This window comes from Streptomyces sp. HSW2009 (genome assembly GCF_040240285.1).
Lineage (GTDB): Bacteria > Actinomycetota > Actinomycetes > Streptomycetales > Streptomycetaceae > Streptomyces.
In genome coordinates this window covers 25,963-49,553 of the sequence record NZ_JBEHZD010000005.1, presented here as the reverse complement: position 1 = coordinate 49,553, position 23,591 = coordinate 25,963, and the positions used below count along the sequence as shown (strand labels likewise).

The window sequence follows — 23,591 nt, the reverse complement described above, 5'->3', positions numbered from 1 at the left end:
TCCACCACCAGATGACGGGCCAACAACGCACCCAAACCACCCGTACCACCCGTGATCAACACCGTGCCACCGCCGTCCAGCGGCCTCGGCATCGTCAGTGCCACCTTGCCGGTGTGGCGTGCCTGGCTGAGGAAGCGGAAGGCGTCGGGTGCCCTGCGGACGTCCCAGGTGCGCACCGGCAGCGGACGCAGCACCCCCTTCTCGAACAGCGCGATCAGGTCGTTCCACATCTCGTTGATGCGGTCGGGCCCCGCCTCGATCAGGTCGAACGCCCGGTAGGAGACTCCGGTGTACTCGGCGGCCACCTCTTCCGGAATCCGGATGTCGGTCTTGCCCATCTCCAGGAACCGGCCGCCGTTCGGCAGCAGCCGCAGGCCCGCGTCCACGAACTCCCGCGCCAGCGAGTCGAGCACCACGTCCATGCCGCGCCCGCCGGTCTCTTCGAGGAAGCGCTTCTCGAAGTCCAGCGTCCGGGACGACGCGATGTGCGCGTCGTCCAGACCCAGGGAGCGCAGGGTGTCCCACTTGCCCTCGCTCGCGGTACCGAAGACCTCGGCCCCGAGGTGCCGTGCCAGTTGGAGCGTGGCCATGCCCACGCCACCTGCGGCGGAGTGCACCAGCACCGACTGGCCCGTCTTCAGGCCGGCCAGGTCCACCATGGCGTAGTAGGCCGTCAGGAACACGATCGGGGTGGAGGCCGCCTGCTCGAACGTCCAGCTCTCCGGGACCCGGGCGACGACGCGCCGGTCGGTGATGGCGAACGGGCCGAACGACCCGCTGAAGATGCCCATCACCTGGTCACCGGGGACGAGGTCCGTCACCGCGGAGCCGACCTCGGTCACCACACCGGCACCCTCGCCACCGAGCGGCCCGGCCTCCCCTGGGTACATCCCCAGGGCGTTGAGCACGTCGCGGAAGTTCAGGCCCGCGGCGCGCAGCGCCACCCTGATCTCGGTCGCGCCGAGTTCCTCCGTGGCGTCGGGGCTGGGCAGCAGCGCCAGGTTCTCCAGGGTCCCCTTGGCGTGCATGTCCAGTCGCCAGTCCCGCACCCCGGCGGGCGGCAGCAGCGCGGTGCCCGCGGAGACCCGGGCCATGCGCTGGCCGAGCACCGTGCCCTCGCGGACCACGGCCTGCGGCTCGTCGGTGGCGAGCACCGCGGGCAGGACCGTCTTGGACGCCTCGTCCTCGTCGAGGTCGACCAGGACGAAGCAGTTCGGGTTCTCCGACTGCGCGGACCGCACCATGCCCCACAGCGGGGCGTGGATCAGGTCCGGGGTCTCGTCGCGGTCCTCGGGTGCCATGGCGCCCGAGGTCACGAAGACCAGCCGGGAGGAGTCGAACCTGCGGTCGCCGAGCCAGCCCTGGATCATGCCGAGCGTGTGGTGCGTCACCGCGTGGATGGCGTCCACGGGCTCCAAGCCCCGCTTGGCCTTGGACTTGGTCTTGCCCTTTGCCTTGCTCTTGGCCTTGCTCTTGGGCTTGCCCTGCGCCGCCTCGTCGTCGAGGCCGGGTGCGTAGGAGACCAGCACGGCCTCCGGGGCGGCGGCGCCGTCGTCGATCGCGGCCCCCAGGGCGTCGAGATCGGCGTAGGCGGTCACCTGGGCTCCGGCGATCGCACCGGCAGCCAGTCCGTAGGGGTCGGTGCCGACCACGGCCCAGGTGGCCGTGGCCGCGTCCGCCGGGGCGACAGCCGGCACGGGGGTCCAGTCCAGCGTGAACAGCGAGTCGCGGAACGCCGATGTCCTGGCCGTGTCGATGTGGTCCACGGATACCGGGCGCAGTACGAGGGACTCGATCGATGCCACGGGGCGGCCGGTTCCGTCGGCCACCGCGAGGGAGATGGAGTCCGGCCCCAACTGGGTGAGGCGCACCCGCAGCGTGGAAGCGCCACCTGCGTGGAGCGACACCCCGCTCCAGGAGAACGGGAGCCGGGAGAGCCCGACGTCCTCCAGGGCGACGAAGGTCACCGCCTGCACGGCGGCGTCCAGCAGCGCCGGGTGGAGGCCGAAGTCGGCCGCCAGTGACGCGTGCTCCTCGCCGAGGCTGACCTCGACGTAGACGTCGTCGCCGGCGCGCCAGGCGGCCCGCAGGCCCTGGAACACCGGGCCGTAGGCGAAGCCGGAAGCGGCGAAGCGCTCGTAGAAGTCGCTGATGTCCAGCGCTTCCGCGTCCGCCGGGGGCCATACGCCCAGGTCGAACGTCGGCTCAGGGCCGGCAGGGGCCAGCGCACCGGCCGCGTGCTGCGTCCACGGCTCGCCCGAGGAGGCGTCGGCCGGGCGGGAGTAGAGGCCGATCGAGCGGTGGCCCGTCTCGTCCGCGTCATCCACCCACAGCTGCACCTGGACCTGTTCGTTCTCGGGCAGGACCATCGGGGTGGCCAGGGTGACTTCCTCGACCCGACCGCAACCGACCTGGTCGGCTGCGCGGATGGCCAGTTCGAGGAATCCGGTCCCCGGGAACAGGGCCGCGCCCGCGATCGCGTGGTCGGCGAGCCAGGGCTGGCTCTGCACCGACAGCCTGCTGGTGAACAGGAAGCCGTCGCTGCCCGCGAGTTCGACTCCGGCGCCCAGCAGCGGATGGTTGGGCGAGCTGAGTCCGACGGAGGCGACGTCCCCGGTCATGGGGCCGCCGGCCTTCGGCCAGTAGCGCTGCCGCTGGAAGGCGTAGGTGGGCAGCTCGACCCGCCGTACGTCGTGTCCGGCGAACGCCGTCGACCAGTTCACGGTGGTGCCGTGGACGTGGAGTTCGGCCAGCGCCGTGGTCAGCGACTGGGTCTCGGGGCGGTTCTTGCGCAGTGCGGGGACGAGGGTGCGTGCGGCTGCGGACTCGTCGGCCGTCAGGCAGTCCTGCGCCATGGCGGTGAGCACACCGTCGGGGCCCACCTCCAGGAACGAGGTCACCCCGAGCTTCTCCAGGGCCCGCACCCCGTCGGCGAACCGTACGGCCGCGCGGACGTGGCGCACCCAGTACTCCGGCGAGCACACCTGCTCGGCGCCCGCCGGCGCACCCGTGAGGTTGGAGACCAGGGAGATGGCCGGCGCCTGGAGGGTGAGCCCTTCGACGACCTTGCGGAAGTCGCCGAGCATCGCGTCCATACGGGGCGAGTGGAAGGCGTGGCTGACCCGCAGGCGACGGGTCTTGCGGCCCTGTTCGGCCCAGTCCTCGGCGATCTCCGCTGCGGCGGCCTCGTCACCGGCGATGACCACGGCGGTCGGGCCGTTGGCGGCGGCGAGGCTCACCTCGGCCTCCCGACCGATCAGTGACGGAGCGATCTCCTCCTCGGACGCCTGGATGGCGATCATCGCGCCACCCTCGGGCAGGGCCTGCATCAGTCGGCCGCGCGCCGCGATCAACGTGCACGCGTCCTCCAGCGAGAACACCCCGGCCACATGGGCCGCGGCGACCTCGCCCACCGAGTGACCGATCAGCACATCCGGGGTGACACCCCAGTGCTCCAACAACCGGAACAACGCCACCTCAACCGCGAACAACGCAGGCTGCGTAAACGCCGTCCGGTCCAGCAGTTCGGCGTCGGCGCTGTTCTCGTCGGCGAACATCACGTCCCGCAGCGGACGGTCGAGCAGCACGTCGAGATACGCGCACACCTCGTCCAGCGCCCGGGCGAACACCGGGAACGTCTCGTACAACTCCCGTCCCATGCCCAGGCGTTGCGCGCCCTGACCCGAGAACAGGAAGGCCGTCTTGCCGGCCGTGCCCACCGATCCCTGGACGACTGAGGGGGTCGTGGTGCCCGAGGCGATGGCGTCGAGGCCGCTGAGCAGCGCGTCCCGGTCGCCGTTCAGGAGGACGGCGCGGTGGTCGAAGACCGACCGGGAGGCCGCGAGCGAGTAGCCCACGTCGTTCAGGTCGAGCGCGGGGTGGTCCACCAGATGGTCACGCAGGTTGCGTGCCTGGGCGCGCAGCGCCTCGGCGCCCTTGCCGGTGACCGTCCAGGGGAGCGTCCGCGCACCGGCCGTGAGGTCGTCCGTGACGACCCGCGCCGCCTCCGGCTCCTCGGGCTCCGGGGCCTGCTCGATGATGGTGTGGGCGTTGGTACCGCTGATGCCGAACGAGGAGATGCCCGCCCGGCGCGGTTCGCCGTCCTCCGGCCACGCGGTCGCCTCGTTCAGCAGCGACACCGCGCCGCTGGTCCAGTCGATGTGCGGCGATGGCACCTCCGCGTGCAGCGTCTTCGGCAGCACGCCCTCGCGCATGGCCATCACCATCTTGATGATTCCCGCGACACCGGCCGCGGCCTGCGTGTGCCCGATGTTCGACTTGATCGAGCCCAGCCACAGCGGCTGGCCCTCGGGCCGTCCCTGGCCGTACGTGGCCAGCAGTGCCTGCGCCTCGATCGGGTCACCCAGCCGGGTGCCGGTGCCGTGTGCCTCGACCGCGTGCACCTGGTGGGCGGCGAGGTCGGCGCTGGCCCGCGCCTGCCGGATCACCCGCTGCTGCGACGGCCCGTTCGGCGCCGTCAGGCCATTGCTTGCGCCGTCCTGGTTGACGGCGGAGCCGCGCACGATCGCCATGACCGGGTGGCCGTTCTTCCGCGCGTCCGACAGCCGCTCAAGGAGCAGCACGCCGACGCCCTCGCCCCAGCCCGTACCGTCGGCCGATGCCGCGAACGCCTTGCAGCGCCCGTCCGACGACAGCCCCTTCTGGCGGCTGAAGTCCACGAACGAGCCCGGGGTGGACATGATCGTGACACCGCCGGCCAGCGCCATGGAGCACTCACCCTGGCGCAGCGACTGCACGGCCATGTGCAGTGCCACCAGGGACGAGGAGCATGCCGTGTCCACCGTGACGGCCGGTCCTTCGAGGCCGAAGGTGTAGGAGACGCGGCCCGATACGACACTGCCCGCGTTACCGGTTCCGAGGTAGCCGTCGGGGCCGCCCGGGGCGGTCAGCAGCAGGCCGATGTAGTCCTGGCCGTTGCTTCCCGCGAAGACACCGGTCCGGCTCCCCTTGAGCGACACGGGGTCGATGCCCGCCCGCTCGATCGCCTCCCAGGAGGTCTCAAGGAGCAGCCGCTGCTGCGGGTCGATGGTCAGCGCCTCGCGGGGGGCGATCCCGAAGAACGCCGGGTCGAATTCATCGGCGTCGTAGACGAAGGCGCCGCCGCTGGCGTCGCTGGCGCCGCCCGTACCCTCCAGGTCCGAGCCGTACAGGTCGTCCAGGTCCCAGCCACGGTTGGTCGGGTAGGCGCTGATCACGTCGCTGCCCTCGGAGACCAGTCGCCACAGGTCCTCCGGAGTGCGCACCCCGCCGGGGAAGCGGCAGCTCATCGACACGATCGCGATCGGGTCGTCGTCCACGACCGTGCCCGTCACCACCGGCGTCTCATCGGCCGGCGCGGGCGCGGTGCCCCGCCCCTCGCCCAGGCTGAACCGGGCGAGCACCGTGGGCGTCGGGTAGTCGAAGGCCATGGTGACCGGAAGGTTCACACCGGCCGCCGCGCCGAGCACGTTGCGCAGTTCCACGGCGGTCAGCGAGTCGAACCCGATGTCCCTGAAGGCCCGCTCCGGCTCCACCGCGTCGGCGCTCGGGTAACCGATCACCTCGGCGGCGTGGGTCCTGACGAGGTCGAGGACCTCCGCCTCGCGTTCGACGGCCGACAGCCCTTCGAGGCGTACGGCCAGCCCGGTGAGGGCCGCGCCCAGCTCGGCCTCCGCCTCCTCCAGGGCCCGCTGGACCTCCGGCAGTTCGTTGAGCAGCGGACGCGGCCGGGCCGAGGCGAACCCGGGGGCGTAACGCTCCCAGTCCACATCGGCGACGGTGATGTCCACCTCGTCGTGGTCGAGCGCCTGCTGAAGGGCCTCGACGGCCAGTTCGGGCACCAGCGGCGGCATGCCGCGCCGCTTCAACTGGGCCGCGGTGGCGTCGTCGACCAGACCGCCGCCGCCCCAGGCGCCCCACGCCACCGAGGTCGCGGCAAGGCCCTGGGCCCGGCGCTGCTGCGCCAGGGCGTCGAGGAAGGCGTTCGCGGCGGCGTAGCTGCCCTGACCGGCACCACCGACGGTTCCGGCGTAGGAGGAGAAGAGGATGAACGCGGACAGGTCCAGGTCCCGGGTCAGCTCGTGGAGGTTCACCACGGCGTCGACCTTGGGCCGGAAGACCCCCTGCGTCCTGGGGACGGTGAGGGTGTCGACGAGGCCGTCGTCCAGCACACCGGCCGCGTGTACCACGCCGGTCAGCGGGTACTCCGCGGGCAGCCCGTCGAGGAGCTCCCGCAGCGCGTCGCGGTCGGCGGCGTCGCAGGCGGCGACGGTGACCCGCGCGCCCAGGGCGGTCAGTTCGTCCCGCAGTTCGGCCGCGCCGGGGGCGTCCGGGCCACGGCGGCTGGTGAGCACCAGGTGCTCGGCGCCGCCACGGGCCAGCCAGCGGGCGAGACGGCCACCGAGGGCACCCGTACCACCGGTGATCAGAACGCTGCCGCGAGGCTGCCAGGTGCGGGCCGGCCGGGCGTCGCCCAAGGGCGCCCGGACCAGCCTCCGTGCGAAGACTCCGGAGGCGCGCACCGCCACCTGGTCCTCGTCGCCGGCCCGCCCGATGAGGCCGACCAGACGGTTCAGGGCCCGCTCGTCGAGCGCGTTCGGCGACTCGGGGAGGTCGACGAGACCGCCCCCGCGCTGTGCGTACTCCAGGCCGACCACTCGGCCAAGACCCCACACCAGGGACTGCTTGACGCTGCCGACCCGGTCGGAGCGGCCCACGGACACGGCACCGGTGGTGGCGAGCCACAGCGGCACGTCGATGTCGATGTCGGCGAGCGCCTGGACCAGGGCCACCGTGCCGGCGAAGCCGCGCGGAACGCCCGGGTGTTCGGCGAGCGCCTCCTCGTCGAGCGCGAGCAGGGAGAGCACTCCGTCGATCGCGAGCGTCGTGTCCTGCTCGGAGCCGTCCGTGGCGGACGGGGCGGGGGCCGCGGCCCGCAGGAGTTCGGTCAGCGAGGACCGCTGCGGCTCCGTCGCGTCCAGGTCGACCCGCACGATGCGGGCGCCGTGGCGCTCCACGTCCCGTGCGATGCGCTCCGCCAGTTCACGGGCGGCGTCGACCGGCGGGACGACGACCATCCAGGTACCGGCGATCGGGGCGCCCTGCTCCTGCCCGGAGCCGGACGACGGCTGGTCGATGAGGGGCTTCCAGTTGATCCGGTAGCGCCAGTTGTCGACCGTGGACCGGTCACGCCTGCCGCGCCGGTACGACGACAGGGCGGGCAGCACCGCGCTCAGCGGGGCCTCCCCGTCAAGCTCCAGCGTCTGCGCGAGCCCTTCGAGGTCCTCGCGCTCGACGGCCTCCCAGAACCGGGCGTCCACCGAGTCGGCCTCGGAGGCGGGGCCGTTGCCGAACCCACCGTCCTCGCCCGGCTGCGGCCAGAACCGCTGCCGCTGGAAGGCGTACGTCGGCAGGTCGACCTGTCGGCCACCGTGTCCGGCGAACACCTTCCGCCAGTCGACATCGGCGCCGTTGACATGCAGCTCGGCGATCGAGGTCAGGAACCGCTCGGCCCCGCCCTCGTCGCGCCGCAGCGTGCCGACGACCACGGCCTGCGCCTCGGCGGCCTCCACCGTCTGCTGGACGGGAAGCGTCAGCACCGGGTGCGGGCTCACCTCGATGAACACACCGTGCCCGGTGTCGAGCAGGGTGCGGGTGGTGGCCTCAAGCTCGACCGTCTGGCGCAGGTTCCGGTACCAGTACTCCGCGTCCAGACCAGCCGTGTCCACCAGCTCACCGAACACCGTTGAGTAGAACGGCACTTCAGCGGTACGCGGCTTCAGGTCCGCCAGGACCTTCAGCAGCTCCTCGCGGATCTCCTCCACGTGGGCGGAGTGCGAGGCGTAGTCCACGGGCACTCGGCGGACCCGGATCTCCTCACCCTCCAGTTGGGTGACCATCTCATCCAACGCACCGGGATCACCGGCCACCACGACCGAACCGGGGCCATTGACCGCAGCAACGGATATCGCACCGTCCCAGGCGGCGATGCGCTCCTTGACCTGGTCGACCGGCAGCCCGACCGACACCATCCCGCCACGACCCGCGAGACCAGCGGCGATGGCCTGCGACCGCAGCGCCACCACCTTCGCGGCATCCTCCAGCGACAACGCACCCGCCACACAAGCAGCCGCAATCTCACCCTGGCTGTGACCCATCACCGCATCCGGCTCCACACCCACCGAACGCCACAACTTCGCCAACGACACCATCACCGCAAACAACACCGGCTGCACCACATCCACCCGGTCAAAACCGGGAGCACCCTCAGCACCACGCAACACATCCGTCAGCGACCAGTCCACATGCGCCGACAGAGCCGACTCACACTCACCCACCGCCTCAGCGAACACCGGCGAGGAATCCAACAACCCCACCGCCATACCCACCCACTGCGCACCCTGACCCGGGAACACAAACACCGAACGGCCCGGTGCTTCGATGGCGTTCGCGCGGACCGCACCCGGCGCCTTCGCGCCCTCGGCCATCGCCGCCAGTCGTTCGAGGAGTTCCTCTCGGCCGGCCCCGGTCACCGCGCCCCGGTACTGGAACGCGGACCTGGTCGTCGCCAGGGAGAGCGCCACATCGGCGGCGCTCAGCTCGGGGCGCTCGGCCACGAACTCCCGCAGCCTGTCGGCCTGGTCGCGCAGCGCGTCGCCGCTCTTGCCGGACACGACCCACGCCACCGGACCCTCGACGGCCCCGGTCCCGGCACCGGCGGGCTCGGCAACCTCGGCCTGCGGAGCCTCCTCCGCCTCGGGAGCCTGCTCCAGGATGGTGTGCACATTGGTGCCGCTCATACCGAACGCCGACACACCCGCGCGCCGCGGATGCCCCGTCTCCGGCCACGGCCTGGCCTCGGCCAACAGCTCGACGTCACCAGCCGTCCAGTCCACCATCGGCGAAGGCTCGTCGATGTGCAGCGTCTTCGGCAGGACGCCGTGGCGCATCGCCATCACCATCTTGATGACGCCGCCGACACCGGCTGCGGCCTGCGAATGGCCGATGTTGGACTTGATGGCACCCAGCCACAGCGGCTGGCCCTCGGGGCGCTCCTGGCCGTACGTGGCCAGCAGCGCCTGCGCCTCGATCGGGTCACCCAACGAGGTGCCCGTACCGTGCGCCTCCACCGCGTCGACCTCGGCGGCCGACAGACGGGCGTTCGCCAGCGCCTGCCGGATGACCCGCTGCTGCGAGGGGCCGGTGGGGGCCGTGAGGCCGTTGGAGGCGCCGTCCTGGTTCACCGCGCTGCCCCGGACCACGGCCAGCACGGGGTGGCCGTTGCGCCGGGCGTCCGAGAGCCGTTCGAGGACGAGCATGCCGACGCCCTCGGCCCAGCTAGCACCGTCCGCGGCAGCCGCGAACGGCTTGCTGCGGCCGTCGGAGGCGAGTGCTCGCTGGCGGCTGAACTCGATCAGCGACATCGGTGTGGACATCACCGTCACGCCGCCGGCGAGCGCCAGGTCGCACTCGCCCTGGCGCAGCGCCTGCCATGCGAGGTGCAGGGCGACCAGCGACGACGAGCACGCCGTGTCCACCGTCACCGCGGGTCCTTCCAGGCCCAGGGTGTAGGAGATCCGGCCGGAGAGCACGCTGGGCGAGACGCCGGTGCCGATGTAGCCCTCGACGTTGTCCTGCGATCCGGCGAGGACGCCGCCGTAGTCCTGGTAGGTCACACCCGCGTAGACGCCGGTCTGGCTGCCCTTCGCGGAGACCGGGTCGATGCCGGCCCGCTCCAGCGCCTCCCACGAGGTTTCAAGGAGCAGCCGGTGCTGCGGGTCCATGGCGAGCGCCTCACGCGGCGAGATCCCGAAGAACGCCGGGTCGAACCCGCTGGCGCCGTGCAGGAAGCCACCTTCCTGCGTGTAGCACTTGCCCGGCTCGTCCGGGTCCGGGTCGTAGAGGTTCTCCACGTCCCAGCCGCGGTCGGTCGGGAAGGGCGAGATGCCGTCCCGGCCTTCGGCGACCAGGTTCCACAGGTCCTCCGGGGTGGCCACCTCGCCGGGATAGCGGCAGCTCATCCCCACGATCACGATCGGGTCGTCGTTGCCCGCCACCGCGACCGGCACCGGCCGCACCACTCCGGTCAACACGCCGAGGACCTCGGCACGGGCGAACTTGGCGAGTTCGGCGGGGGTCGGGTAGTCGAACACGGCCGTCGCCGGGAGCCGCAGGCCGATGGCCTTGCTCACCCGGTTGCGGAACTCGACGGCGGTCAGCGAGCTGAAGCCGAGGTCCTTGAATGCCTGCGAGCCCTGTACCGCGTCGGACGAGGCGTGTCCGAGCACGGCCGCGACATGCGTACGGATCACATCGAGCAGCACCCGGTCCTGCTCGGGCTCAGAGAGCCCGGCCAGCCGTTCCCGCAGCGCGGCGAGCGGCCCGGAGTCCGGTCCGCCCCGCTTGGCGGAGCGTCGCGCGGTCTTGCGGCGGCGCGAAGGCTTGGCGGAGGAGGTGTCCACCACAGTTTCCTCCACAGAGGTCTCGGCAGGGGGTATGACGGCTGCCTCGGGTGAGGCAGCGGTGGGCTCGGGCAGAGTCGCCTCGGCCATCTCGGCCGGTTCCGCCGCTGGGGCGGGCTCCGGCTGCTCCGGGGCGACCTGGCGCAGGGTCAGCGTGTCGGCGACGACCACGGCTTCCCCGGTTCCGTCGACGGCGGTCAGGGAGAGGGTTTCCGGACCCGTACGGGTGAGCCTGACGCGCAGCTCGGAGGCGCCGGACGCGTACAGCGATATCCCGGCGAGGCTGAACAGCATGCGTCCGCGCCCCACCCCGTCCAGCACACCGAGGCCGAGCGGCTGCAACGCCGCGTCCAGGAGGGCGGGGTGCAGCCCGAACCGCTCCGCGTCCGCGATGGACTCCTCGGCGAGGCTGACCTGGGCGAACACCTCGTCGCCGCGCTGCCACACCGCGCGGAGGCCGCGGAACGAGGGGCCGTAGACGAGGCCGTCGCCGGCGAGCAGCTCGTACAGGCCGTCCACCTCGACGCGCTCGGCGCCGGGCGGGGGCCAGGCGGCGAAGCCCGCCACCTCGGCGGTCGTGGCGTCGTCCCACTCCGGGGCGAGCACACCACTGGCGTGGCAGATCCACTCGTCCGCGTCCGCGTCCTCATCCGCGTCCTCGCCCACGGGCTCGGCCACGCGTGAGTAGATCTCCAGCGAACGGGTTTCGGTCTCGTCCTCCTCGCCGAGTACGAGCTGGATCTGGACGCCGCCCCCTCGGGGGAGAGCCAGCGGCGCCTGGATGACGAGCTCTTCCACACGGCCGAGGCCGACCTCGTCACCGGCGCGAATGGCCAGTTCGACGAGGGCCGTGGTCGCCAGTACCGCGTCGCCGCGCAGGACGTGGTCCGCCAGCCAGGGCTGGGTGTGCAGCGAGAGCGTTCCGGTGAACAACAGGCCGTCGGCGCCCGCGAGGGGGACGGCTCCGCCGAGCAGCGGGTGGTCGGCGGGGTCGAGGCCGAAGGCGGCGGCGTCGCCCGTCGAGGTACCGGCCTCCAGCCAGTAGCGCTGGTGCTGGAACGCGTAGGGGGGTAGGTCCACGCGGCGGGCGCCGCGGCCGGCGAAGAAGGCCCGCCAGTCGACGGTTACGCCGTGGACGTGGATCTCGGCGAGGGCCGCGACGAGTGCTTGTGCCTCGGGTCGGTCCTTGCGCAGCACCGGCGCCAGCAGGGGGGCCGGTGTGCCATCGGCCGCGATGTCGTCGGCCGGTTGGGTCAGGCAGTCCTGGGCCATGGCCGACAGCACGCCGTCGGGGCCCACCTCGATGTACGCGGTGACGCCCTGCGCTTCGAGGGCCCGCACTCCGTTGTAGAAGCGGACGGTCTCCCGTACGTGCCGCACCCAGTACTCCGGCGAGCACACCTCGTCGGCGCCGGTCTGCTCACCCGTGACGTTCGAGATGAACGCGACGGACGGGCTGTGGTAGGCGAGTGTCCGCGCAACCGCACGGAAGTCGTCCAGCATGGCGTCCATGCGCGGGGAGTGGAAGGCGTGGCTGACCCGCAGTCGGCGGGTCTTACGACCTCGCTCCGACCACTGTGCAGCGATCTCCTCTGCGGCGGCCTCGTCACCCGCGATGACCACGGCCGTCGGGCCGTTGACCGCCGCGATGCTCACCTCGGCCGCGCGGCCGGCGAGCGCCGCCGCGATCTCCTCCTCGGACGCCTCGATGGCCACCATTGCCCCACCATCGGGCAGGGCCTGCATCAGTCGGCCACGGGCGGCGACCAGCGTGCACGCGTCCTCCAGCGAGAACACTCCCGCCACGTGCGCGGCAGCGATCTCACCGACGGAGTGGCCGATCAGCACGTCCGGGGTGATCCCCCAGTGCTCCAGCAGCCGGAACAGCGCCACCTCGACGGCGAACAACGCGGGCTGCGTGAACGCCGTCCGGTCCAGAAGATCGGCGTCCGCGCCGTCCTCCGCCGCGAACATCGCGTCCTTCAGCGGACGGTCAAGTACGACGTCCAGGTGTGCGCACACCTCGTCCAGCGCGCGGGCGAACACCGGGAACGTCTCGTACAACTCCCGGCCCATACCCAGGCGTTGCGCACCCTGGCCGGTGAAGAGGAAGGCGGTCTTGCTGCCGCCTGTGGCCTGTCCCTGGACGATGCCGGGGGTGTCGTCGCCCGCGGCGATGGTCTCCAGGCCACGCAGCAACGTCTCGTGTTCGGTGCTCAGCAGCACCGCGCGGTGCTCGAACACCGATCGCGTGGCGACCAGCGATTCGGCAATGTCCAGAACGCCGTGCTCGGCCCCGTCGATCAGGTGGGCCCGCAGCCGCTCGGCCTGGGCGCGCAGGGCTTCCGGGCTCCGGGCGGAGAGCGTCCAGGGGGCCAGGCCGTGGTCGTCGGCGGGGGTCGGGGCGGGCTGCGCCTCGTCCTCGGCCGGCGGGGCCTGCTCGATGATGGTGTGCGCGTTGGTGCCGCTCACGCCGAAGGCGGAGACGCCGGCCCGCCGCGGCTGCCCGGTCTCGGGCCACTCGACGGCCTCCGTCAGCAGCCGCACCTCACCCGCCGACCAGTCCACCTGGCTCGACGGCTCATCCACGTGCAGCGTCTTCGGCAGGACGCCGTGCCGCATCGCCAGCACCATCTTGATGACTCCGGCGACACCGGCGGCGGCCTGCGTGTGACCGAGGTTCGACTTGAGCGAACCCAGCCACAGCGGCAGGTCCTCCGGGCGCTCCTGGCCGTACGTGGCCAGCAGCGCCTGCGCCTCGATCGGGTCACCCAGGGTGGTACCCGTACCGTGTGCCTCGACCACCTGGATGTCGGCGGCCGAAACTCCGGCGTTGGCGAGGGCCTGCCGGATCACCCGCTGCTGGGACGGGCCGTTCGGCGCCGTCAGACCGTTGGACGCACCGTCCTGGTTGACGGCCGAGCCGCGCACGATCGCCAGCACCTGGTGGCCGTTGCGTCGGGCGTCGGACAGCCGCTCCACCAGGAGCATGCCGACACCCTCGGACCAGCCCGTGCCGTCCGCGGCGTCCGCGAAGGGCTTGCAGCGGCCGTCGGGGGCCAGGCCGCGCTGGCGGCTGAACTCCACGAAGGCGGCCGGGCTGGTCATCACGGTGACACCACCGGCGAGCGCCATGTCGCACTCGCCCTGGCGCAGCGCCTGCGCGGCCTGGTGCAGGGCGACCAGTGACGACGAGCACGCCGTGTCCACCGTCAGTGCGGGCCCCTCAAGGCCCAGCGTGTACGAGATGCGTCCGGAGACGACCGAGGTGGCGCTGCCGGTCAGCAACTGGCCTTCGAGCCCCTCGGGGATCTCGTGCAGTCCCGTTCCGTAGCCGGAGGTCGCGGCGCCGACGTAGACGCCGATCTGGTTGCCGCGTACGGACGCCGGGTCGATGCCGGCCCGCTCGAACGTCTCCCAGGACGTCTCCAGGAGCAGCCGCTGCTGCGGGTCCATGGCGAGCGCCTCACGCGGCGAGATCCCGAAGAAGGCGGCGTCGAACTCGCTCGCCCCGTCGAGGAACCCGCCCTCGCGGGCGTAGAACGTGCCCAGGCGCTCCGGGTCGGGGTCGTACATGCCGTCGACATCCCAGCCCCGGTCGGAGGGGAAGTCCGTGATGGCGTCCGTGCCGGCCGCGACGAGGTTCCAGAGGTCCTCGGGGCTTCCGACGCCGCCCGGGAAGCGGCAGCTCATCCCGACGATCGCGATCGGGTCGTCATCGACCGGGACCACCACCGCCGAAGGCACAGCCACCGTATCCCGCGCGCCCAACACCTCAGCACGCAGATGACCGGCCAGCACCGCAGAACTCGGGTAGTCGAAGACCAACGTGGCCGGCAGCACCAACCCCGTCTCCGCGTTCAACCGGTTACGGAACTCCACCGCAGTGAGCGAGTCGAAGCCCAGCTCCTTGAACGCCCGACCCGGCTCAACAACCTCCGCACCCGCAAAACCGAGCACCGCGGCAGCGTGAGCACGCACCAGGTCGAGCAGGGTCCGGTCGATCTCGGCCTCGGTCAGCCCTGCCAGGCGCGCCCGCAGGGCCGATCCGCCTGCGGCGTGGCTCTCCTCGGCGGCGCGGGCCTGCTCCAGGGCCGATACGACCTCGGGCAGTTCACCCAGGAGCGGGCTGGGCCGTCCGATCGTGAACGCGGGCGCGAACCGCTCCCAGTCCACATCGGCGACCGTCAGCACACCCTCATCACCCGCGATCGCCCCCTGCAACGCGGCAAGAGCCAGACCGGGCGCCATCGCGGGCAGACCACGACGGGCCAACTGGTCGCCGCCGTCGCCGGCCGCCATGCCGCCTTCGGCCCACGGCCCCCAGGCCACCGCCGTACCAGCAAGACCCCGACCCCGACGCTCCTCCACCAACGCATCCAGATAAGCGTTCGCCGCACCATAAGCAGCCTGACCACCACTACCCCACACACCCGCGATCGACGAGAACACCACAAAGGCGTCCAGCTCACGATCGCCCAGCAACGCGTCCAGGTTGACGGCGCCGGCCACCTTGCCGGAGATCACAGCGGCAGCATCGGCCACCGTCGTCTCGGCGAGCGGTCCCGCCGCGTTGGCACCGGCCGCGTGCACCACCGCAGTCAGCGGATACTCCGCGGGCACGGCATCCAGCACCGCGGCCAACTGCTCACGGTCAGCCACATCACAGGCCGCCACGGTCACCCGGGCACCCAGGGCCTGAAGTTCCGCACGCAGCTCGGGCGCACCTGGTGCCTCAAGGCCACGACGGCTGGTCAACACCAGGTGCTCGGCACCGTTGTCCACCAGCCAGCGAGCCACCTGGCCACCCAGCGCACCCGTACCGCCGGTGACCAGCACCGTGCCGCGTACCCGCCACGACGCCACGTCCGCGGCAGGCGCCGCCGACCGGGTCAGACGGCGTACGAACACACCGGAGCCGCGCACCGCAAGCTGGTCCTCGCCGGCCCCGCCGGCCAGCACACCCACCAACCGCGCGACCGCACGCTCATCCAGCGCCTCGGGCAGGTCGACCAGACCGCCCCACAGCTCCGGCAGCTCCAGAGCGGCCACCCGGCCCAGCGCCCACACCATCGCCTGCGCCGGACGGCTGAGCCGCTCGGAACGGCCCACCGACACCGCACCCCGCGTACCGCACCACAGCGAAGCCTCGATGCCCGTGTCCGCCATGGCCCGCACCAGGGTCAGCGTCAGGGCGAGACCGCCCGGGAGTTCGGGGTGCTCGGAGCAGGGCTCCTCGTCCAGGGCGAGCAGCGACAACACGCCACCCACAGCGGGTGCGTCGGCGACCGCAGCGCGCAGCCGCTCCCCCAGCGCCCCGGCGTCGAGGTCGTGCTCGTCCGCCACCAGCGGCACCACATCGGCGCCGTGCCGCCGGAGCCCGGCGACGGCCTCCGTCACCCACTCGTCCTCGGCGCGCGACGCCGGAACCACCACCAGCCACGTCCCCGACAGCGACCCACCGGCCACGTCCGAGACGGGCTTCCACGCGACGCGGTAGCGCCAGTTGTCGATCGTGGACCGGTCGCGCCTGTTGCGGTGGTACGTGGACAGCGCGGGCAGCACCGCACTCAGCGGCGCCTCGCCGTCGACGTCGAGCGCTTCGGTGAGCGCTTCGAGGTCCTCGCGCTCGACCGCTTCCCAGAACCGCGCGTCCACCGAGTCGGCGGCGCCCTGTGCATCCGGGCCACTCGGGGAGAGGGACGTCTCGGGCCAGTACCGCTCACGCTGGAAGGCGTACGTCGGCAGCTCGACCGTCCGCGCACCGCGCCCGGCGAAGACGGACTCCCACTCCACCGAGGCTCCGTGGACGTGGAGTTCGGCCAGCGCCGTCGTCAGCGCCTGGGCCTCGGGGCGGTCCTTGCGCAGCACCGGCACCACGGCCGAGGCCGCTGCCCCGTCCTGCGTCAGGCAGTCCCGCGCCATCGCGGACAGCACGCCGTCGGGGCCGACCTCCAGGAACCTGGTGACGCCCTGGGCGCTGAGCGCCCGCATGCCGTCGGCGAACCGGACGGCCTCCCGGACATGGCGCACCCAGTACTCCGGCGCGCACACCTCGTCGGGGCCCGCCGCCTCGCCCGTCACATTCGAGACCAGGGCGATGGCCGGTGCCTGGAAGGACAGACCGGTGACGACGTCACGGAAGTCGTCCAGCATGGCGTCCATGCGCGGGGAGTGGAAGGCGTGGCTGACCCGCAGCCGGCTGGTCTTACGACCCCGCTCCGACCACTGCCCGGCGATCTCCTCTGCGGCGGCCTCGTCACCAGCGATGACCACGGCGGTCGGACCGTTGACGGCCGCGATGCTCACCTCGGCCTCCCGACCAGCGAGCGACGCCGCGATCTCCTCCTCCGACGCCTGGATGGCGACCATCGCGCCACCCTCCGGCAGGGCCTGCATCAACCGGCCGCGGGCGGCGACCAGCGTGCACGCGTCCTCCAGCGAGAACACCCCCGCCACCTGCGCGGCAGCGATCTCACCAATGGAGTGGCCGATCAGCACATCCGGGGTGACACCCCAGTGCTCCAGCAGCCGGTAGAGCGCCACCTCGATGGCGAACAACGCGGGCTGCGTAAACGCCGTCTGATTCAGCAGCTCGGCGTCCGCGCCACCCTCCGCCGCGAACATCACGTCCTTCAACGGACGGTCAAGCACGACGTCCAGATGCGCGCACACCTCGTCCAGCGCGCGGGCGAACACCGGGTAGGCGTCGTACAACTCCCGTCCCATGCCCAGACGTTGCGCGCCCTGACCCGAGAACAGGAACGCCGTCCTGCCACCCGTTGCGGCCTGCCCCTGGACGACTCCCGAGGCGATGCCGCCCTCCGCGACGGCCCGCAGGCCACGCAGCAGGGTCTCCCGGTCCTCGCCGACCAGCACGGCACGGTGCTCGAACACCGACCTGGCCGCCAGCGTGTGGCCGACGTCCAGCGCCTCGATGTCCTCGCGAGCCGCCACGTACCCGTACAGCCGCTCGGCCTGCGCCCGCAGCGCCTCCCGGCTCTTCCCTGCGACCAGCCACGGCACCACGTCCGTCGACACCGGTGCCCCGGGCCCGGCCGCTTCCGCGGCCGCGGCCTCCGCCAGCTCGGGGGCCTGCTCGATGATGGTGTGGGCGTTGGTCCCGCTCAGCCCGAACGAGGAGATGCCCGCCCGGCGCGGCTGCCCGGTCTCGGGCCACTCGGCCGCCTCCGTCAGCAGCCGCACCTCACCCGCCGACCAATCCACCTGGCTCGACGGCTCATCCACGTGCAGCGTCTGCGGCAGCACTCCGTGCCGCATCGCCAGCACCATCTTGATGACACCGGCCACGCCCGCGGCGGCCTGGGTGTGACCGATGTTGGACTTGATGGCGCCCAGCAGCAGCGGGCGGCCCTCGGGGCGTTCCTGGCCGTACGTGGCCAGCAGCGCCTGTGCCTCGATCGGGTCACCCAGCGTCGTACCGGTGCCGTGCGCCTCGACCGCGTCGACCTCAGCGGCGGACAGTCCGGCGCTGGCCAGCGCCTGGCGGATCACCCGCTGCTGCGACGGACCGTTCGGCGCCGTCAGACCATTCGACGCACCGTCCTGGTTGATCGCACTGCCACGGACCACTGCCAGCACCGGGTGGCCGTTCCTGCGCGCGTCCGACAGCCGCTCCACGAGCAGCATGCCGACACCCTCGGACCAGCCCGTGCCGTCCGCGCCCTCCGCGAACGGCTTGCAGCGGCCGTCGGGGGCCAGGCCGCGCTGGCGGCTGAACTCCACGAAGGCGCCGGGCGTCGACATGACCGACACACCACCGGCGAGCGCCAGATCGCACTCGCCCTGACGCAGCGCCTGCGCGGCCAGGTGCAGCGCGACCAGCGACGACGAACACGCCGTGTCCACCGTCACCGCCGGCCCCTCAAGACCGAAGGTGTAAGAGATACGGCCCGACACCACGCTGGCCGCACTGCCCGTACCCACATGGCCGCCGAAGTCCTCGACGGCGTCGAGCATGATCGCGGAGTAGTCCTGGCCGTTGGTGCCGACGAACACACCGGTACGGCTGCCACGCAGCGCGGCCGGTTTGACGCCCCCGTGTTCGAACGCCTCCCAGGACGTCTCCAGGAGCAGCCGCTGCTGCGGGTCCATGGCCAGCGCCTCACGCGGCGAGATCCCGAAGAAGGTGGGGTCGAACTGGGGCGCCCCGTAGAGGAACCCGCCCTCGCGGGCGTAGAACGTGCCCTGGTGCTCCGGGTCCGGGTGGTACAGGCCCTCGACGTCCCAGCCCCGGTCGCCGGGGAAGTCGGCGATGCCGTCGCCGCCATCGGCCAGGAGTCGCCACAGGTCCTGCGGGTTCTCCACGCCGCCGGGGAAGCGGCAGCTCATCGCCACGATCGCGATGGGGTCGTCGTCATCCGGCCGCCCGCGGTGCGAGACCGCCGAAGTGGCGGCCTCGGTGAGCGCTCCGCCCAGTTCCTGCCGGAGCTGGTCCGCGAGCACCTCGGCGGTCGGGTAGTCGAAGATGAGGGTGGCGGGCAGGCTCAGACCGGTGGCCAGGTCGAGCCGGTTGCGCAGCTCGATGGCGGTGAGGGAGTCGAAGCCGAGGTCCCGGAAGGCGCGGCCCGGCTCGATCGAGTCCGCCGAGGAGTGGCCGAGTGCCGAGGCCGCATGGGTGCGGACGAGGTCGAGCAGGAGGAGGCGCTGTTCCTCGTCCGACTGTCCGGCCAGTTGTCCGCGCAGGTCCTGACCCGGTCCCACCTGGCCGGTGGTGCCGGCCGCGGCGGTCAGGAGCTCACGTGCCTCGGGGATGTCGCTGACGAGGGTGCTGGGGCCGGCGCTCAGCATGGCGGCCATGCCGGCCCAGTCGATGTCGGCCACGACCAGCGCCGCCTCGTCGTGGCCGGCGGCCCAGCCCAGCGCGGCCCGGGCCCGCGAGGGAGTCATGGGGGGCAGTGGCCCGCCGCGCGCCCGCTCCCCGGCTCGGCCGCTGGCGGCCATACCGCTCTCGGCCCACGGGCCCCAGGCGACCGCGGTGGCGGCCAGGCCCTGGGCCCGGCGCTGCTGTGCCAGTGCGTCGAGGTAGGCGTTGGCCGCCGCGTAGGCGGCCTGGCCGGCGCCGCCGATGGCACCGGCGAACGAGGAGAACAGCACGAACGCGTCGAGCGGGAGCTCTGCGGTCAGCTCGTGCAGATGGTGCGCGCCCTCGGCCTTCGCGGCCAGGGTCCCGGCGAGTTGGCCGACGGTCAGGCCGTCGAGCACGCCGTCGTCCAGGATGCCCGCCGCGTGCACGACGGCGGTCAGCGGATACCGCTCCGGTACGGCGGCCAGTACCTCGGCCAGGGCGTCCCGGTCTGCGGCGTCACAGGCCACCACGGTCACTGCGGCGCCGAGTGCCTCAAGTTCCGCGGTGAGTTCGGAAACGCCGTCGGCCGACGGGCCTCGACGGCTGGTCAGCAGCAGGTGTTCGGCGCCCTGGCGCGCGGCCCAGCGCGCCACCTGGGCGCCCAGGGCGCCGGTGCCGCCGGTGATCAGCACCGAGCCCTGGGGGCGCCACGCGCGCTCCGCCGACCCGTTGCCGGTCGTGACGCGAGTCAGGCGCCGGGCGTACGCTCCGGAGCCGCGCACCGCCACCTGGTCCTCGCCGCCTTCGGCGGACAGCACCCAGGCCAGTCGCGCGGCGGCGCGCTCGTCCACGGTCTCGGGCAGGTCGACCAGACCGCCCCAGAGCCGGGGGTGCTCCAGGGCTGCCACCCGGCCGAGGCCCCAGCTCTCCGCCTGCACGGCGCTGGTGAGCTGGTCGGAACGGCCCACCGACACGGCACCCCGGGTGGCACACCAGAGCCGGGCGCGGATGTCAGCCTCGGCCAGGGCGCGTACCAGCGTCAGGTTCAGCGCGAGGCCGCGCGAGACCACGGGGTGCTCGGTGCAGGGTCGCTCGTCCGCCCCCAGCAGGGACAGCACACCGCCGAGCCCGGACGGCTCGGCGGCTATGTCACGCAGTCGCCCGGCCAGCGCACCGGGGGCGAGATCGGCCTCGTCCGCCACCAGACGAACGACATCGGCGCCGTGCCGCTGGAGTGCGGCGGACACCGAGTCCGCGAACGCGTCGGCGACACCGGACGCGGGAACGGTCATGAGCCAGGTACCCGACAGCGTGGCCGCGGGGGTCTCCGAGACCGGCTTCCACGAGATCCGGTAGCGCCAGCCGTCGACGGTGGCCTGGTCGCGCTGCTGACGGCGGTACGAAGACAGCGCGGGCAGCAACTCACCCAGCGAGCCGCTGCCGTCGACGTCCAGCGCCTTGGCCAGGGTTTCCAGGTCCTCGCGCTCCACCGCGTCCCAGAACCGCGCATCCACCGAATCCGCGGCGGCGGGGGCGCCCGAGGCTCCGCCCGTACCCTCCAGCCAGAAGCGCTGACGCTGGAAGGCGTACGTCGGCAGCTCGACCGTCCGCGCACCGCGCCCGGCGAAGACCTGCTCCCAGTCGACCGTCACGCCGTGCACATGGGCCTCGGCCAGCGCGGCCGTCAGGGCCTGGGCGTCGGGGCGTCCCTTGCGCAGGACCGGTACCACGGCCGGGGCCGAAGCCGCCTCGCCCGTCAGGCAGTCCCGCGCCATCGCCGAGAGCACGCCGTCGGGGCCCACCTCGATGTACGCGGTGACGCCCTGGGCCTGGAGGGAGCGCACGCCGTCGGCGAAACGCACGGCCGCGCGCACATGCCGCACCCAGTACTCGGGGGAACAGACGTCGTCGGCCCCGACCGGCTCTCCGGTGACGTTGGAGACCAGGGCCAGGGTGGGAGTCTGGAAGGTCAGGTCCCGCGCGACGCGGCGGAAGTCGTCCAGCATGGCGTCCATGCGCGGGGAGTGGAAGGCGTGGCTGACCCGCAGCCGGCTGGTCTTACGGCCCTGCTCCGACCACTGGCCGGCGATCTCCAGCACCGCGGCCTCATCACCGGCGATGACCACGGCGGTCGGGCCGTTGACGGCCGCGATGCTCACCTCGGCCTCACGACCAGCGAGCGACCCGGCGATCTCCTCCTCGGACGCCTGGATGGCAACCATCGCGCCACCCTCGGGCAGGGCCTGCATCAACCGGCCACGGGCGGCGACCAGCGTGCACGCGTCCTCCAGCGAGAACACCCCCGCCACCTGCGCCGCAGCAATCTCACCAATGGAGTGACCGATGACTACGTCCGGGGTGACACCCCAGTGCTCCAACAACCGGAACAACGCCACCTCAACCGCGAACAACGCGGGCTGCGTAAACGCCGTCCGGTCCAGCAGCTCGGCGTCCGCACTGCCCTCCGCCGCGAACACCACGTCCTTCAGCGGACGGTCAAGCACGACGTCCAGGTGCGCACACACCTCGTCCAGCGCACGGGCGAACACCGGGAACGCCTCGTACAACTCCCGCCCCATACCCAGGCGTTGAGCACCCTGGCCCGAGAACAGGAACGCCGTCTTGACGGCCGTCCCGGCCACGCCCTGGAGCACACCGGGAGCGGCTTCTCCCGATGCGACGGCCTCAAGTCCGGCGAGGAGTTCCGCACGGCTCGCGCCCGACACCACCGCACGGTGCTCGAACATCGACCGCGTCGCCACCAGCGAGTGGCCGACGTCCAGGGCACTGGAGTCGACCTGCTCCAGCAGGAACGCCCTGAGCCGCACCGCCTGCGCCCGCAGCGCGTCCGCGCCACGCGCCGACAGCACCCACGTCGCCACGCCACTGTCGACGCCGGCAGCCGGACTCTCCTCGGCCTCATCCTTCTCGACCGGCGGAGCCTGCTCGATGATGGTGTGCGCGTTGGTGCCACTCACACCGAAGGCGGAGACGCCGGCCCGGCGCGGATGCCCGGTCTCCGGCCACTCAGCCGCCTCCGTCAGCAGCCGCACCTCACCCGCCGACCAGTCCACCTGGCTCGACGGCTCATCCACGTGCAGGGTCTGCGGCAACACACCATGCCGCATCGCCATCACCATCTTGATGATTCCCGCGACACCCGCCGCCGCCTGCGTGTGGCCAAGGTTCGACTTGAGCGAACCCAGCCACAACGGCCGGCCCTCGGGACGCTCCCGGCCGTACGTGGCCAACAGCGCCTGCGCCTCGATCGGGTCACCCAACGACGTACCGGTCCCGTGGCCCTCGACCACGTCCACATCGGCGGCCGACAGCCGGGCACTCGCCAGCGCGTCGCGGATGACCCGCTGCTGGGACGGGCCGTTGGGCGCCGTCAGACCATTCGACGCACCGTCCTGGTTGACGGCGGAGCCGCGCACCACCGCCAGGATCGGGTGGCCCTTCTTCCGCGCGTCCGACAGCCGCTCCACCAGGAGCATGCCCACACCCTCGGACCAGCCCGTACCGTCCGCGGCATCCGCGTACGGCTTGCAGCGGCCGTCGGGGGCCAGCCCGCGCTGCCGGCTGAACTCCACGAAAGCGCCGGGCGTCGCCATCACCGTGGCACCACCGGCAAGAGCAAGGTCACACTCACCCTGACGCAGCGCCTGCACCGCCAGATGCAGCGCCACCAGCGACGACGAACACGCCGTATCCACCGTCACCGCCGGCCCCTCAAGACCCAACGTGTACGAGATACGGCCCGATACGACCGAAGTCGCCGTACCGGTCAGCAGGTGGCCTTCAACCTCCTCGGGGAAACCGTCGATGTCCGCCCCGTAACCCGAGGTGGCGGCTCCCACGAACACACCGCCGCGCCGGCCCTTCACCGACCCCGGAGCGATGCCCGCCCGCTCGAAGACCTCCCACGAGGTCTCCAGGAGCAGTCGCTGCTGCGGGTCCATGGCGAGCGCCTCACGCGGCGAGATCCCGAAGAAGCCCGCGTCGAACTCGCCCGCGTCGTGCAGGAAGCCACCCTCGCGGGAGTAGAACGTCCCCGAACTCTCAGGATCGGGGTCGTACATCCCGTCCACGTCCCATCCGCGATTGGACGGGAAATCGGAAATGGCATCACCGCCGCCGGCCACCAACTGCCACAAATCCTCGGGGCTTCCCACTCCCCCCGGGAATCGGCAGCTCATCGCCACGATCGCGATAGGCTCCTGCTCTCCTGCCTCCAGCTCGCGCAGGCGTTGGCGCGCTTGGTGCAGATCAGCCGTTACCCGTTTGAGGTAGTCCCGAAGCCTATCTTCGTTCACCATGAA

Annotated in this window: 1 protein-coding gene; it reads right to left on the bottom strand. The window is 72.2% G+C overall.

Going from position 1 to position 23,591, the window contains the following annotated elements:
* Nucleotides 1-23,588: type I polyketide synthase (locus AAHZ94_RS00860; protein WP_349989857.1), on the bottom strand; the 23,588-nt coding region annotated here is incomplete at its 3' end.
* Between the last annotated feature and the right edge of the window lie 3 nt (nucleotides 23,589-23,591).